The organism is Dactylosporangium sp. CA-052675, assembly GCF_050947935.1.
Taxonomy (GTDB): Bacteria; Actinomycetota; Actinomycetes; order Mycobacteriales; family Micromonosporaceae; genus Dactylosporangium.
In genome coordinates this window covers 10,413,315-10,427,772 of sequence record NZ_CP192010.1, presented here as the reverse complement: position 1 = coordinate 10,427,772, position 14,458 = coordinate 10,413,315, and the positions used below count along the sequence as shown (strand labels likewise).

General features: G+C 71.4%; 16 protein-coding genes. 14 read left to right on the top strand and 2 right to left on the bottom strand.

Annotated elements, in window-relative coordinates:
• Window positions 1–9: 9 nt before the first annotated feature.
• From ACQP1P_RS47060 to ACQP1P_RS47035, 6 genes are all read left to right on the top strand, one after another.
• On the top strand, window positions 10–579 hold the full coding sequence (locus ACQP1P_RS47060) for a DUF1707 SHOCT-like domain-containing protein (RefSeq protein WP_433081768.1): 570 nt from the start codon (window positions 10–12) through the stop codon (window positions 577–579).
• A complete protein-coding gene (locus tag ACQP1P_RS47055; RefSeq protein WP_433081766.1) occupies window positions 576–1,742 on the top strand; it encodes a hypothetical protein in 1,167 nt (388 codons plus the stop codon). The genes ACQP1P_RS47060 and ACQP1P_RS47055 overlap by 4 nt, the downstream gene beginning before the upstream one ends.
• A 103-nt stretch (window positions 1,743–1,845) precedes the next feature.
• Window positions 1,846–4,440, top strand: a complete 2,595-nt coding sequence (gene clpB, locus ACQP1P_RS47050; protein ID WP_433081764.1) for an ATP-dependent chaperone ClpB — start codon at window positions 1,846–1,848, stop codon at window positions 4,438–4,440.
• Window positions 4,441–4,467: 27 nt separating this feature from the next.
• Complete coding sequence (locus tag ACQP1P_RS47045) at window positions 4,468–4,833, top strand: hypothetical protein (protein WP_433081762.1); 366 nt, start codon at window positions 4,468–4,470, stop codon at window positions 4,831–4,833.
• A gap of 54 nt (window positions 4,834–4,887) precedes the next feature.
• Entirely contained in the window at window positions 4,888–5,580 is a 693-nt protein-coding gene (locus ACQP1P_RS47040) for a hypothetical protein (protein WP_433081760.1), read from the top strand.
• Window positions 5,581–5,649: 69 nt separating this feature from the next.
• Entirely contained in the window at window positions 5,650–6,426 is a 777-nt protein-coding gene (locus ACQP1P_RS47035) for an SDR family NAD(P)-dependent oxidoreductase (RefSeq protein ID WP_433081758.1), read from the top strand.
• Between the two features lie 273 nt (window positions 6,427–6,699).
• Here the strand turns inward: ACQP1P_RS47035 and ACQP1P_RS47030 are convergent, their stop codons facing one another.
• Window positions 6,700–6,822 carry a hypothetical protein gene (locus ACQP1P_RS47030; RefSeq protein ID WP_350613954.1) on the bottom strand — a complete coding sequence of 41 codons (123 nt, stop codon included), beginning with the start codon at window positions 6,820–6,822 and terminating at the stop codon, window positions 6,700–6,702.
• Here ACQP1P_RS47030 and pyrE point away from each other — a divergent pair.
• The 3 genes from pyrE to ACQP1P_RS47015 are packed head-to-tail and all read left to right on the top strand — an operon-like array spanning window position 6,821 to window position 8,463.
• Window positions 6,821–7,363, top strand: coding sequence for an orotate phosphoribosyltransferase (gene pyrE / locus ACQP1P_RS47025; RefSeq protein WP_433081756.1), 543 nt, complete (start codon window positions 6,821–6,823; stop codon window positions 7,361–7,363). The two genes, ACQP1P_RS47030 and pyrE, sit on opposite strands and share 2 nt — an antisense overlap.
• Before the next feature lie 57 nt (window positions 7,364–7,420).
• Window positions 7,421–7,801, top strand: coding sequence for an ArsR/SmtB family transcription factor (locus ACQP1P_RS47020; RefSeq protein ID WP_033359976.1), 381 nt, complete (start codon window positions 7,421–7,423; stop codon window positions 7,799–7,801).
• Complete coding sequence (locus ACQP1P_RS47015) at window positions 7,705–8,463, top strand: class II aldolase/adducin family protein (protein ID WP_433081754.1); 759 nt, start codon at window positions 7,705–7,707, stop codon at window positions 8,461–8,463. The genes ACQP1P_RS47020 and ACQP1P_RS47015 overlap by 97 nt, the downstream gene beginning before the upstream one ends.
• 769 nt (window positions 8,464–9,232) lie before the next feature.
• Here ACQP1P_RS47015 and ACQP1P_RS47010 read toward each other — a convergent pair.
• A complete protein-coding gene (locus ACQP1P_RS47010; protein ID WP_433081752.1) occupies window positions 9,233–10,030 on the bottom strand; it encodes a DedA family protein in 798 nt (265 codons plus the stop codon).
• A gap of 46 nt (window positions 10,031–10,076) precedes the next feature.
• On the opposite strand from ACQP1P_RS47010, the gene amrS reads away from it, so the two are divergent.
• From amrS to ACQP1P_RS46985, 5 genes are all read left to right on the top strand, one after another.
• Window positions 10,077–11,141 (top strand): AmmeMemoRadiSam system radical SAM enzyme, encoded by a 1,065-nt coding sequence (gene amrS, locus ACQP1P_RS47005; protein ID WP_433081750.1) that lies wholly within the window; start codon window positions 10,077–10,079, stop codon window positions 11,139–11,141.
• Window positions 11,138–11,902: an AmmeMemoRadiSam system protein B gene (gene amrB / locus ACQP1P_RS47000; protein ID WP_433081748.1), complete on the top strand. Its 765-nt coding sequence runs from the start codon at window positions 11,138–11,140 to the stop codon at window positions 11,900–11,902. The genes amrS and amrB overlap by 4 nt, the downstream gene beginning before the upstream one ends.
• 166 nt (window positions 11,903–12,068) lie before the next feature.
• On the top strand, window positions 12,069–12,956 hold the full coding sequence (locus ACQP1P_RS46995; protein WP_433081746.1) for a phytanoyl-CoA dioxygenase family protein: 888 nt from the start codon (window positions 12,069–12,071) through the stop codon (window positions 12,954–12,956).
• 58 nt (window positions 12,957–13,014) lie between these two features.
• Complete coding sequence (locus ACQP1P_RS46990) at window positions 13,015–13,521, top strand: SigE family RNA polymerase sigma factor (RefSeq protein WP_433081744.1); 507 nt, start codon at window positions 13,015–13,017, stop codon at window positions 13,519–13,521.
• Entirely contained in the window at window positions 13,521–14,438 is a 918-nt protein-coding gene (locus ACQP1P_RS46985) for an LCP family protein (protein WP_433090437.1), read from the top strand. Before ACQP1P_RS46990 ends, ACQP1P_RS46985 begins: the two co-directional genes overlap by 1 nt.
• The last annotated feature ends 20 nt before the right edge of the window (window positions 14,439–14,458 follow it).

Genomic DNA, 14,458 nt, shown 5'->3' with positions numbered 1-14,458 from the left:
AGTGTCGTCGTGAGCCAGGACCGGCCGGACATGCGCATCTCCGACGCCGAGCGGGAGCTCGTGGTCGCTCAGCTCAACGCCGCCGTGTCCGAGGGCCGGCTGACGCTCGCCGAGTTCGAGGAGCGCGTCGACGGCGTGCTGCGGTCCCGCACGTTCGGCGAGATCGAGCCGTATGTCGGGGACCTGCCGCAGAAGGGCCCGATCGCCGCCCCGGAGCAGCAGGAGATCCGAAACCAGTCCTCCAACCTCAAGCGGGTCGGGCGCTGGACGGTGCCGCGCAAGCTGCTCATCAGCACGCGCGCCGGATCGGTCAAGCTCGACTTCACCGAGGCCCAGTTCAGCTCCCAGCTGGTCGAGGTGCGGCTCGAGGCCCGCTCCAGCTCGATCGAGCTGGTGCTGCCGCGCGGGGCGACCGCCGACATCGACAGCATCGCGCCGCACTCGAGCTCGCTCAAGCAGAAGGTGCCCGCCGCCTACGACTCGGCCGGCTCCGGGATCGTCTTCCGCATCGGCGGCGAGGTGCGCAGCAGCAGCGTGCGGGTGCGCTACCAGCGCAGGTTCTGGCGCTGGCGCTGGTGAGGCGCCGGCCCGTCCTGGTCCTCGCGCTCGCCGCCGCCCTGGTCACGACGTTGAGCGCGGGCTCCTGCGCGCCGGACAGCACTCCGCAGGCGGAGCAGACCCCGGACGGGGACGTCTCCTACGAGGACGTGCCCACCGCCTACCCGAGCACCGATCCCAAGGACCGGCAGACCGTCGTGCCGGTGCCGAAGGGCACCTCACCCCGCGGCGTCGAGTTCGCCGACGCCGGCACCGGCTATGCGCTGTTCACCTCGTGCGTGGCCGGGACCACGTGCAAGGCCGGGCTCGCGCTCACCCTCGACGGCGGCGCCAGCTGGGTGGCGCGCGACCTGCCGTTCAACGACGCGCTCGACATCGACATGCGCCTCGGCCGCGGTAACGTGCTGATCCTCAAGGCGGCGCCGGACGGGTACTTCATCTCCCGCGACACCGGCCGCACCTTCGAGCGCCGCCCGCTCACCCCGCCGCCGGTCGAGCTCAACCTCGCCGATCAGCAGTACTCGGTCGGCTGCCAGGACCCCGCCGCGAACGGCTGCGCCGACGCCCAGCCGTGGGTGGTGGGCGACGACGGCGGCCGGGCCCCGCTGCCGGCCCGCCCGCCCGGCGAGCACGAATGGACCGGCCTCGCCGCGGCCGCCGACGGCACGCTCTGGCTGACCGCCCGCTCGTCCGGCGGCGCGGCCGGCTCCTCGCCCGCCGGGGGCACCACGATCAGCGTCTGGAGCAGCTCCGACCACGGGCACACCTGGAAGGCGCAGGGCAGCACGCTCGCGCCGCAGGCCGATGCCGTCGTCCGGCCGTACGTCTCGCCCGACGGGCGGGACGTGTGGCTGGTCGGCCCCCAGTTCGCGGCCCGCATGGTGGCGGGCTCGTCCACGGCCGCGGCCTGGAGCGAGTCGACCGCGATGCGCGAGGTCACCCAGGTCTTCAGCGCCGAGGTGCTGCCCGGCCATCGGCTGCTCGTCGCCAGCGGGCAGGGCGTGTGGCTCGTCGACGAGCGGCAGCGGGTGCGCGACACGGGAGCCCGGTTGATCTTCCGGCTGCGGCGCATCGACGCCACGACGATTCTGGGGTACCCCGCCCAGCAGTCCGGCGACGTCTGGCTCTGCACCGTCGGCGACCAGGGATGTGACTGGGTGCACGTGGGGGTCTCGGCGCGATAGTCCCGTGACGCTCGGCAAATCAGAGTTGAGTGGAATAGACTCAACCTCCTGGGTGTCGTACCTCCTGTAGGACGCACTGGACCGAGGAGTCTGCGAGCAAACGATGAACGCCGAACGCCTGACCACCAAGAGTCGCGAGGTCATCAAGGCCGCCGTGGACGCGGCGAGCCAGCGCGGACACGCGACCGTTGAACCCTGGCACCTGCTCCTGGCGCTGCTGGACACGGGCGGATCGACCGCCGCCGGCCTGCTGCGCGCCGTCGGGGCCAACCCGGCCGACGTGCGCCGTGCCGCTCTGCACGCCGTCGAAAGGCTGCCGAGCGCCCGCGGCTCGAGCGTCGTGGAGCCCAACGTGGCCCGCGAGTTCGCCAACGCGATCGCGGCGGCCGAGCAGATCGCGCGCCCGCTCGGCGACGAGTACACCTCGACCGAGCACCTGCTGGCGGGCCTCGCGCGCGTCGGTGGACAGGTCGCGACGCTGCTGAAGGACGCCGGGGCGACCGAGCAGACCCTGGTCGCGGCGTTCCCCCAGATCCGCGGGGGCGATCGCAAGGTGACCTCGGCCGATCCGGAGCAGACCTTCCAGGCGTTGGAGAAGTACGGCGTCGACCTCACCCAGTCCGCCCGGGACGGCAAGATCGACCCGGTGATCGGCCGTGACGCCGAGATCCGCCGGGTGATTCAGGTGCTGTCCCGGCGTACCAAGAACAACCCCGTGCTCATCGGCGAGCCCGGCGTCGGCAAGACCGCGATCGTGGAGGGCCTCGCCCAGCGCATCGTGGCCGGCGACGTGCCCGAGTCGCTGCGGGACAAGCGCCTGGTCAGCCTCGACCTGGGCGCGATGGTGGCCGGCGCGCAGTATCGCGGGCAGTTCGAGGAGCGGCTCAAGTCCGTGCTCGAGGAGATCAAGGGCTCCAACGGGCAGGTCATCACGTTCCTCGACGAGCTGCACACGGTCGTCGGCGCCGGCAAGGGCGAGGGCTCGATGGACGCCGGCAACATGCTCAAGCCGATGCTGGCCCGCGGCGAGCTGCGGATGGTCGGCGCGACGACGCTGGACGAGTACCGCGAGCACATCGAGAAGGACCCGGCCCTCGAGCGGCGCTTCCAGCCCGTCGTGGTCGGCGAGCCCACGACCGAGGACACCATCGGCATCCTGCGCGGGCTCAAGGAGCGCTACGAGGTCCACCACGGCGTGCGGATCACCGACGCGGCGCTGGTCGCCGCGGCCGCGCTGTCGGATCGGTACATCACCGACCGCTTCCTGCCGGACAAGGCCATCGACCTCGTCGACGAGGCGGCCTCCCGGCTGCGCATGGAGATCGACTCGCGCCCGACCGAGGTGGACGAGGTCGAGCGCAACGTGCGCCGCCTCGAGATCGAGGAGATGGCGCTGGCCAAGGAGCCCGACCAGGCCTCGGCCGAGCGGCTCCAGCGGCTGCGGGCCGAGCTCGCCGACCGTCGCGAGTCGCTCAGCGCGCTCACCGACCGCTGGCAGAACGAGAAGGCGCACATCCAGAAGATCTCCAACACCAAGGAGCAGCTGGAGCAGCTGCGGCTCGAGGCCGAGCGGGCCGAGCGCGACAACGACCTGGAGAAGGTCTCCGAGCTGCGCTACGCCGTGATCCCGGGCCTGCAGCGAGACCTGCAGCAGGCCGAGAGCGAGCTCATCGCCCTGCAGTCCGCGGGCGCGATGCTCAAGGAGGAGGTCTCCGCGGACGACATCGCCGCCGTGGTCGCCTCCTGGACGGGCATCCCGGCCGGCCGGCTCATGGAGGGCGAGACCGCCAAGCTGCTGCGCATGGAGGACTCGCTGCGCAGCCGGGTCATCGGGCAGGACGCGGCGATCCAGGCCGTCTCCGACGCGGTGCGCCGCGCCCGGGCCGGCGTCGCCGACCCCGATCGCCCGACCGGCGGCTTCCTGTTCCTGGGCCCGACCGGCGTCGGCAAGACCGAGCTGGCCAAGGCGCTCGCGGAGTTCCTCTTCGACGACGAGCGCGCGATGGTGCGCATCGACATGAGCGAGTACAGCGAGAAGCACAACGTCGCCCGGCTCGTCGGCGCGCCGCCCGGCTACGTCGGCTACGAGGAGGGCGGCCAGCTCACCGAGGCGGTGCGCCGGCGGCCGTACACCGTCGTGCTCCTCGACGAGGTGGAGAAGGCCCACCCCGACGTGTTCGACGTGCTGCTGGCCGTGCTCGACGACGGCCGGCTCACCGACGGGCAGGGCCGCACGGTCGACTTCCGCAACACGATCCTGATCCTGACCTCGAACCTCGGCTCGGAGGTGCTGGCCGACGACCCGACGCTCCTGCCCGAGCAGCGCCGCGACGCGGTCATCGCCGCCGTGCGGGGCCACTTCAAGCCGGAGTTCGTGAACCGGCTGGACGACATGGTGGTGTTCAACGCATTGTCGCCGACCGATCTGCGTGCCATCGTGGAGATCCAGCTCAATGCGCTCGGCCGCCGTCTGGCCGACCGCAGGCTCACGCTCGACGTCTCCGACGCGGCACGTGACTGGCTGGCCAGTCTTGGGTATGACTCGGTGTACGGGGCCCGCCCCCTGCGCCGCCAGATCCAGACGTCGATCGGTGACCAGCTCGCCAAGGCACTCCTGGGCGGCGAGATCCGGGACGGGGACCGGGTGCTGGTCGATCTGTCCGACGACAAGAAGACGCTCACGGTGCGGGCCGGCTAGCCGGAACTAGGGGAGGGTGTGCGGCTGATGCTGTGGAAGAAGCAGGCGTACGACGAGGAGCTGCGACTGCTCGCCGACGCCGACACGCTCGCGTTCGGCGGCGTCGGCATCGCCGGCACCCTCCTGCCCGCCACCAAGGCGTACTTCGCGGTCGAGGAGGGCCTGCGCCAGCACGCCGGCGAGCTGCGCCCGCGGCTCGAGGCCCTGCTCGACAAGGCCACCCCGGCCGGGCGCGTCTACGCCGCCGAGCTGCTGACGCACGCCGACGCGGCCGCCGGGCGCTCGGCCTGGCAGAAGCTGTCCGGCCAGCGCGGCGAGGTCAAGACGTTCACCGGCTGCATCATGGGCAGCACGACGATCGCGCGGTATGCCGAGGAGCGGCTGCGAGATTAGCGGCGCATCGATACGGTGATTCCCAGGAACGTTCCTGGGAGGGGAGCCAACTCGATGTCTTTCGCAGTGCCGGCCGGGCCGCGCGCCCGACCGTCCACCGTCAGCCTGGCGTCGACCCTGCTGTTCGTGGCGGCGGGGCTCGAAGTGATCCAGGTCGTACTCTCGCTCCTCTATGCCGGCAAGATCGCCGAGGGCACGAAGAAGGTCTACGAGGACGCCGGGCTGAACACCAGCGCGACCACGACCACCGGCATCGGCTCATCGGTCGGGGTCATCTTCGGCTTCATCATCATCGTGATCCTGGTGCTGCTCGGCTACTTCGTGAGCCGCGGCAACCAGGTCGCCCGGGTGCTGACCTGGGTCGTGGGCGGCATCGCGCTGTGCTGCGGCGTGCTCAACGTCGGCTCGGTCCTGCTCGCGAAGACGTTCTGGGACACGGCCCGCAAGAACAGCCCGGAGCTGCCCACCTGGGACAGGTACCAGGAGCTGGTCTACTCGGCGGTGCCCAGCTGGTATCAGCCGGTCACCACGGTGCTCAGCATCCTGATCGTCATCGCGGTCGCGGTGCCGATCGTCCTGCTGGCCCTGCCCGCCTCGCACCCGTACTTCCGCAAGGAGCAGCCCCAGTGGGAGCCCCCGGTGCCGGGTAACGGCGGGCCGGGTGGTTTCCCGCCGCCCCCGCCCGGCCCCGGCGGTCCGGGTGGCTACCCGCCGCCCCCGCCCGGCTACGGGCCGCCGAACGGCTGATCGGGTAACCGCTGATCCATGACAAGGGGACCGGGTTCGCCCGGTCCCCTTGTTCGTTACCCTGCCGCGATGCCCACCGCTCTCGTCACCGGGGCCTCGGCCGGCCTCGGGGCCGCCTTCGCCCGCGAGCTCGCCGCCCGGGGGCACGCGCTCGTGCTCGTCGCCCGTCGCGGCGAGCGGCTCGAGGCCCTTGCCGCCGAACTGCCCGGGCCGGTCGAGGTGCTGGTCGCCGATCTGGCCACCGCCGAGGGCGCCGACGCGGTCGCGGCCCGGCTGACCGATCCGCAGCGCCCGATCGACCTGCTCGTGAACAACGCCGGCCGCTCCCTCAACCGCTCCTTCCTGCGCTCCACGCCCGCGCTGGAGGAGCAGCTGCTGCGGCTCAACGTCCACGCGGTCATGCGCCTCACGCTGGCCGCGCTGCCCGGGATGGTCGAGCGGGGGCGGGGCGGCATCGTCAACGTCTCGTCGGCGTCGGGGTTCGCGGCGCTGATGCCGGGCTCGACGTATCCGGCGAGCAAGGCCTGGGTCACCAGCTTCAGCGAGTCGCAGGCGCTGCTCGTGCGGGGGACCGGGGTCCGGGTCATGGCGCTGTGCCCCGGCTACGTCCGCACCGAGTTCCACGAGGCGGCCGGCATCGACATGTCCCGGGCGCCGTCGTGGATCTGGCTGGACCCCGAGCGGGTGGTGCGGGCGGCGCTCGCGGACCTGCGACGGGGCCGGGCGGTCAGCGTGCCCGGCCGCAGGTACAAGGTCGCGGTGGCGTTCATGCGCTACGCACCCCGCGGGTTCCTTCGGCGCGCGGCGGTGCTCGGGAGGGGACGCATCGGGCATGAGGAGCATTAACCCCCATCGGGGCACCGCTGAGCATCGATGTGTGCATCCCTGCAAGCATTGAGTTTGCTGTGTATCGAACATGATTGTGGTCACGTACGAACGGCTGATGGGCCGATTGGCAGCGCTCCCATGGGCGTCCGGGTGGCCCGGGGCGGTACTTTCGGCTGTTTTCCCAGGTCAGAGGCGTTCATCGAGCATTGCAACGATCTAATTCGAGCAAGATTCGGGTTCGCCGCGAGGGCATCGGTGCATCGTTATCCCCTGTCACCGGCACCTCTCGCGTCACTCGTGGTGATCGCTGCGATCACCTTCGTATTCACCCTTGTCCCCTTGACGGCCATTAATTTCGCCGAGAGTGCGGGTCATCGATTCACCGCGCAGCTTTAGCGCGTACGCTTCGGACATGACCGACCGTGACGACCTGCTGAAACTCGTACGCGACCTAGCCGTGGTCGAAGGACGGGTCACGCTGTCGTCCGGACAAGTTGCCGACTGGTACGTGGACCTTCGTCGTTTGACGCTGCACCATGCTGGTGCACCGTTGGTCGGCCGAGTGCTCCTCGACCTCGTCGACGACTGGGAGTTCGATGCCGTGGGAGGGCTGACCCTCGGCGCGGACCCTGTGGCCACCGCGATGCTGCATGCGGCGGCCGCTCGCGGAGGACGTCCGCTTGATGCGTTCGTCGTCCGTAAGAGTGACAAGGCTCATGGTCTGCAGCGCCGGGTCGAGGGACCCGACGTCGCCGGCCGGCGCGTCCTCGCGGTCGAGGACACCTCCACTACAGGTGGAAGTGTGCTCACTGCGGTCGACGCGTTGCGAGAGGCGGGCGCCGATGTTGTCGGTTGCGCCGTTATCGTCGACAGAGGCGCGGAAAAGGCGGTTCGCGCCGCGGGGCTGAGCTATCGCTCAGCGTTTTCGTTGGCCGACCTCGGCCGACAGGGCTGAAAAATTGTCGATTCGGACCTGCGCATATGCAGGCGGGTCGATGGTGTTGGTGGAAGGATGGAATACGTGGGAACTGCGCTGGCTGAGATGACCCTGCCCCAGATCTCGCCGCTTGCCGGCGAGCCAATTGACCGCGCCGATGCCGAGCGTCTGGCCGGCGTCCTGAAGGCGCTTGCCGACCCGGCCCGACTCCGGCTGCTGAGCCTGATCCAGTCGGCTCCCGACGGCGAGGCGTGTGTGTGTGACCTGACGGCTCCGCTCGGGCTTTCGCAGCCGACCGTGAGCCACCACCTGCGAATCCTGACCGAGGCTGGTCTGCTGGAGCGCGAGAAGCGGGGTGTGTGGGCGTTCTACCGCCTCGTGCCCTCCGCCATCGGCACCATCGCCGACCTTCTGACGCCGCCGCGCAAGCGCGCGACCAAGAAGGCGCCTCGCTAGCAGTGTCGGGTAGCGCCTCCGGGCACTACCCGGCCGGTGACCTTCGCGACCAGCTCGCCCATCTCGGGCGTGCGGTCGTGGGGGCCGGACTCGTCGTGGGCTCGGGTGGCAATCTCTCCGCCCGGGCACCAGGCGCGGACGAATGCTGGGCAACCGCGGCCGGAACCTGGCTGGACCGGCTCGACCGTGGTTCATTCGTTCGGATCCGAATCAGCGACGGCGCGACCCTTGACAACTCTGGGGTCGCGCCGTCTTCGGAGCTAGGGCTCCATTTGGCCACCTATCGCGTCCGCCCGGACGTCAACGCGGTCGTGCACCTGCACCCGCAGAGCGTCCTGCTGCTCGACGCGATCGGCGAGCCGATCCGGCTGGTCACCACCGACCATGCCTTCTACCTGCGGCGGGTGGCCACGACGCCGTTCGTGCCGCCGGGCCGGCCCGAGGTGGGGAAGCTGGCCGCGGAGGCGTGCGCGGACGGGACGAACTGCGTGGTGCTGTCGCGCCACGGGTGCTCGGTCATCGCGGACTCTGTCGAGCTGGCGCACAAGCGCGCGCTGTACCTCGAGGAGGCGGCGCGGCTGACGTACAGCGCCCTGACCCTGCGGGTGGCGCCGACCTCGCTGGCGACCGACTGGCTGGACGATCCGGCGGCCACTGCCTGATCTGCCGGTCGTTTGAGCCCACGGGGTCACCGTCGGCTTTGATGCCGTGCACGCGCGGTGGCGTGCTCGGCGCTGGCGTTCGAACCAAGATCGGGACCGCCGCGTGGCGCGCCGCCGTCGGGTCGAAGGTCCGTGTTGTCGATCGCCGCGCCGGCCCGTGGCGTGGATGTCTTCGCGAGCTGCTGCAGCTCAGCGCACCCGCGTCGGGTTAGCACGGCCGGCGGGCGTGCGGGCCGGCGGGCGAACACGGCGTCGGGGCCGCCCACGCCGAGCGGGCCGATGCGGCGAAGGCAGAGGCGGAGGATTTTGCGCGCGGTTGGGCCAGCCGTTGCTGCCGCGTTCGGCCGTCGTGCCGGCCCGCGTCCCGGACGCCTCCGTAAGCCGAGGCCTCAGCGGACCCGCCCCGGGTCGGCGCGACCGGTGGGCCAGGCGCACGCTCGATCGCCAGCGCCGCGCCGACGGAGGCGGTGGACTTCCGCGCGGTCGCAAGCCGAGGCCTCAGCACACGCGCCGAGGAGCCAGGCGAGCACGAACTCCAAGAGCCCGATGCACCCGCCGCGACAGCGCAAAGCGGCGAGGACGAGGCGAGAGCAGGGGCAGACCCAGGAGCACATGCATCAGGACCCGGAGAAAGATCGGAAACGTCTTCCCCCAGGCCCTGATCCGAACGTCGTGACTAGAGAGTCGTGGGTCCAGAGGGTGCCGTACCGATCAATTACACCCTAACACATCGACCCAAATCGAATAACCCAGCGTGATTTCGATGTTACTAATCGCGCACGCGGTGGTTGCCCGGGCGGTCCGTCGGAGGCACCGCCGGGAAGACCTCCGTCGGGGCGTTCGCCGGGTCGGCGGCGGCGAGGTGCGCCGTCGTCGTCGCCTTGCCCCGCCTGCGCTCGCGCCAGCCGCGGAAGATCTCGATGAAGATCGGCAGCGCCGAGATCAGCACGATCAGGACCACGGCCGGGAGGAGGTACTTGTCGATCTGGCCGTCCGGGATCACGTCGCGGATCTGCTTCGCCAGCGCCCAGCCCGCCAGGATGATCCCGTCGGTCCACAGGATGCCGCCGACCACGTTCCAGATGAAGAACTGGCGCGCCGGCATGCCCACGACGCCCGCGACCGGGTTCAGGAAGGTGCGCACGATCGGGATGAAGCGGGCGAGCACGACCGCCTTCGCGGGGCCGAACTTCGCGAAGTAGTGCTCGGCCTTCTCGACGTACTCCCGCTTGAAGATTCGCGAGTTCGGCCGGTCGAACATCTTCCGGCCGTAGCGGGCGCCGAGGTAGTGGCCGAGCTGGGCGCCGGCGATCGCGCAGATCGGGGCGCCGATGAGCAGCTGGGTGAGGCTCATGTGGGTGCCGACCAGCTCGCTGGCGACCGGCGATGCGGCGACGCCGGCCAGGAACAGCAGCGAGTCGCCGGGGAAGAAGAAGCCGACCAGCAGCCCGGTCTCGACGAACATGATGAGCCAGACGCCGATCACGCCGAACGTGCTCAGCAGCCCCTTCGCGTCGAGAGGGTTGAGGGAGAGCAGGTCGCCCAGGGCGCGGGTCTTTTCTTCCACGGGTCACCAGGGTACGGGAGCGTCCTTGCAAAGCTAAGCTCGGAGTATGGCGGTGGTCACGACCGCGCACTGGCACCGGCTCGATGACGGTCGGGTGCAGTGCGACGTGTGTCCCCGCAACTGCCGTTTGCACGAGGGTCAGCGCGGCTTCTGCTTCGTCCGGCAGCGCGAGGGCAACGAGATCGTGCTCACGACCTACGGCAAGTCCTCGGGGTTCTGTGTGGACCCGATCGAGAAGAAGCCGCTGAACCACTTCCTGCCGGGCACGCCGGTGCTGTCCTTCGGCACGGCGGGCTGCAACCTCGGCTGCCGGTTCTGCCAGAACTGGGACATCTCCAAGAGCCGCGAGGTGGACACGCTCGGCTCGGCCGCCGGCCCGGAGCGGCTCGCCGCCGAGGCCGAGCGCCTGGGCTGCCGCTCGATCGCGTTCACCTACAACGACCCGGTGATCTTCATGGAGTACGCCATGGATGTCGCCGACGCGTGCCGCGAGCGCGGGATCAAATCGGTCGCGGTCTCGGCCGGATACATGAACCCGGCCCCGCGGGAGGAGTTCTACCGGCACATCGACGCGGCGAACATCGACCTCAAGGCGTTCAGCGAGCAGTTCTACTCCAAGATCACGTTCGCGCGGCTCGACAAGGTGCTGGAGACGCTGGAGTACCTGCGCACGACCGACGTCTGGTTCGAGGTGACCACGCTGCTCATCCCCGGCCGCAACGACGGTGACGACGAGCTGCGCAAGCAGTGCGACTGGCTGCTGGAGCACCTGGGGCCGGACGTGCCGCTGCACTTCTCCGCGTTCCACCCCGACTTCAAGATGCGTGACGTGCCCCCGACCCCGCCCGAGACCCTGCGCCGGGCGCGGCGGATCGCGCTGGAGACGGGGCTGCGGTTCGTCTACACCGGCAACGTCCACGATCCCGAGGGCCAGACGACCCGGTGCCCGGGCTGCGGGGCGGCCGCGGTCGTGCGCGACTGGTACGACCTGGTCGCGTACGCGCTCACCGACGACGGGCGCTGCACCGCGTGCGGCTTCGCGGTGCCGGGCGTGTTCGAGGGGCCGGCCGGGGGCTGGGGGCGCCGCCGGTTGCCGGTGGCCATCGGATGAGGCCGCCCGCCGTGGCCGGCAGCTTCTACCCGGCCGACCCGGGGCAGCTGCGCGCCGCGGTGGAGGAGCTTCTGGCAGCTGTACCGCCTGAGCAGGACGAATCCCGCGCGTACATCGTCCCGCACGCCGGGTACCGGTGGTCGGGCCCCACGGCGGCGCACGTGTACCGGCGGCTCCAGGGGCGCACGGCCGAGCGCGTCGTCCTCCTCGGCCCCGCGCACCGGGTGCCGCTGCGGGGCGCCGCGGTGCCGACGCTCGCCGAGTGGTCGACGCCGCTGGGCACTGTGACGCTCGACACGCGGGGGGCCGGCGAGCTCGTGGCGGCCGGGCTGGCGCGAGCGGACGACGCGCCGCACGCGCCCGAGCACTCACTGGAAGTGCAGCTCCCGTTCCTGCAGATGCTCGGGTTGTCCACGGTGCTGCCGGTGTGCGTGGGGCTCGGCGAGGCGGACGCGGTCGCGGAGCTGCTGGCCGCGGTCGATGGGCCCGGGTCGATCGTGCTGTGCAGCACCGATCTCTCGCACTTCCTGCCGCAGGAGCAGGCCCGGGCGGCCGACGCGCGGACCATCGACGCCGTCGTGCGGCTCGAACCCGGCGACATCGGCGAGCGGGACGCCTGCGGGCGGTACGCGCTGCGCGGCCTGCTGGCGTGGGCCCGGGGCCGCGGGTCGACGGTTCGCGAGCTGCACCGGGCCACGTCGGGCGACGAGGGCGGACCCCCGGACCGGGTGGTCGGCTACCTCGCCGCCTCGCTGGACTGATGACGCTGCGTAGTCATATCGGGCACACCGACGTCATAACGGTCGATTCCGTTGCCTCCGAACCGGCCAGAAGACCCTGACCGATCGGCCGACCTCTGAGGTGTGCGCAGCGGCCGTCTTCCGGGTGGAGGCGCCGGTGTTCGGCGCCGGAACTGGAGAACGGGGCATGTCTGCCACGACGACGGCCGGCCCGGCGGCCGGCACCGGCTGGGTGCCGATGACGGCCGAGCAGCGGGAGCGGTTCGACACGGACGGTTACCTCGTGCTGAAGGGCGTGCTGAGCCCGGACGAGGTGCGTCACTACGCGTCGGTGCTCGACGTCGCGCACGCCACGCACCCGCGCGCGGCGGACGGCTCGCTGCACCTGCTCAGCGCCGTCACGAGCTGCCCGGAGCTGGCCGGCCTCATCGACCACCCGGCGACGTTCCCGCTGGTCTGGTCGATCCTGGGCTGGAACGTGCACATCTACCACTCGCACCTGGACGTGCACCCGACCGTCCCGGCGGCGAAGCCGGACTGGTGGCACTGGCACCAGGACGGCGGCCGGCAGAACCGTGAGCTCGAGACCGACCCGCGGCCGCGGCTGTCGGTGAAGCTCGCGTACTGGCTCTCGGACGTCTCCGAGGAGGGCCGCGGCAACCTGACGCTCATCCCCGGCAGCCACACCACCAACTGGCTGCCCGGCCCGCCGAAGCGCGACGTGCCGTGGCCGGCCCCGCAGGGCGCGATCCAGGTCAAGGTCGACGCGGGCGACGTGGTCTTCTTCGACCGCCGGATCTGGCACGCCCGCTCGGACAACCACTCCGAGATCACCCGGCGCTGCGTCTTCCTCGGCTACACGTACCGCTGGATCGCCATCCGCGACGAGATCGCCGGCCTGCCCGGCGAGCCGTGGTGGACCGACCTGAACCCGGTGCAGCAGCAGCTCCTCGGCGGGGTGGGGGTCGGCGACGGCGACCACCACTGGGGGCACTACCCCGAGTCGACGCCGCTCTACACCGCCCTGCGCGACCGGGGGCTGCTCGACCCGGGCTACCCGCCGCTGATCCCGTAGTGCAATGTTCGCCCGTCCTCGATGCGTCTTAGGGTCGGGGACGGGCGAAGGGGTCGGGTTGACGTTCGAGGAGTTCGTCGAGGCGCGGCTGCAGGCGCTGCTGCGCTACGCCGTCATGCTGACCGGCGATCCGCACACGGCGCAGGACCTCGTGCAGGAGACGATGATCCGCGCGCAGCTCAAGTGGTGGCGGATCGCGGCGGCCGACATGCCCGAGCGCTACGTGAAGCGCATGATCACCAACGCGTACGTCGACCTGCACCGCGGATCCTGGCTGCGCCGGGTCGCGCTGCGCGGCGTCGAGGTCGACACCGGCGTGCCGGAGCCCGACCACGCCGACGGGCACGCCGAGCGCGACCAGATGTGGCTGTGGCTCGGGCGGCTGCCCCGCCAGCAGCGCGCCGCGCTCGTCCTGCGCTACTACGAGGGGCTCACCGACGGCGAGATCGCCGAGGTGATGCGCTGCCCGGTCGGCACCGTGCGCTCGTGGATCTCCCGGGCGCTCGCGACCCTGCGCACCAGCGTCGCGCCCACGGTCACCGCGGACGGGGGTGCGAAGCCGTGATGGACGACCTGCTGCGCGAGACCTTCGCCCGCCACGAGGAGCTGGTCCCGGCCGCGTCGCCCGACCTGGGCGAGTCGATCGTGACCGGCGCCCGGCGGCTGCGCGCGCTGCGGCGCTGGGTCTTCTCCGGCCTGACCTTCCTGTGCTCCGCCCTCGCGCTGCTGCTGGTGCCGATCGTGGCCCGGCCTCACGCGGCGTCGCCCGCCGCGCCGGAGCCCAGCCGGCCGGTGAACCTGCTGATCGTCGGCATTGACCGGGGTACCGGCACACCGGTGCGCGTCAAGGCCAACGCCATCGTGCTGCTGCACGTGAACCCGGCCGCCCGCACCGCCTACGAGGTCGTGATCCCCCGCGATCTCCTGCTCGACCTGCCCGGGATCGGCCCGCAGCGCGCCGACGGGGCCTACCTGGTCGGCGGGTACGAGCCGGCGGCCGAGGCGGTCGCCGGCATGACCGGGCTGACCCTCGACGGCGGCGCGGTCGTCGACATCGCCGGACTCGAGTCGGTCACCCGGGCCGCGGGCGGCGTCGACCTCTGCGCGCCCGGATGCCGGCACTACGACCCGGGCGAGGCGGTCGACGCCCTGCGCCGATCGCTGGGGTCGGGCGATGACCGGGTCCTGCATCAGTACCTGACCGCGCTCGCGAAGGCCGCCGCCGACCCGGCCAGGGTGCCCGGCCTGCTCGCCGCGGCCGGAGGCGCGCTCGAGCTGCACCTGGGCACCGCGTCGCTGGCGTCGCTGGCCGCGCGGATGGCGGGCGTGGACCCGTCGGCGGTCTCGGCGATCCGGCTGCCGGTGGGCTCGTCCAACGGCAGCCCGGAGCCCCTGCCGGGCGGCGACGGGCTCTACGACGCCATGCGCGACGGGCGGGTCGGCGCCTGGTTGACGGCGCACCCCCAGTTCACCCTGGGGTAGTCGCCCGGCGGGTGCCCCGG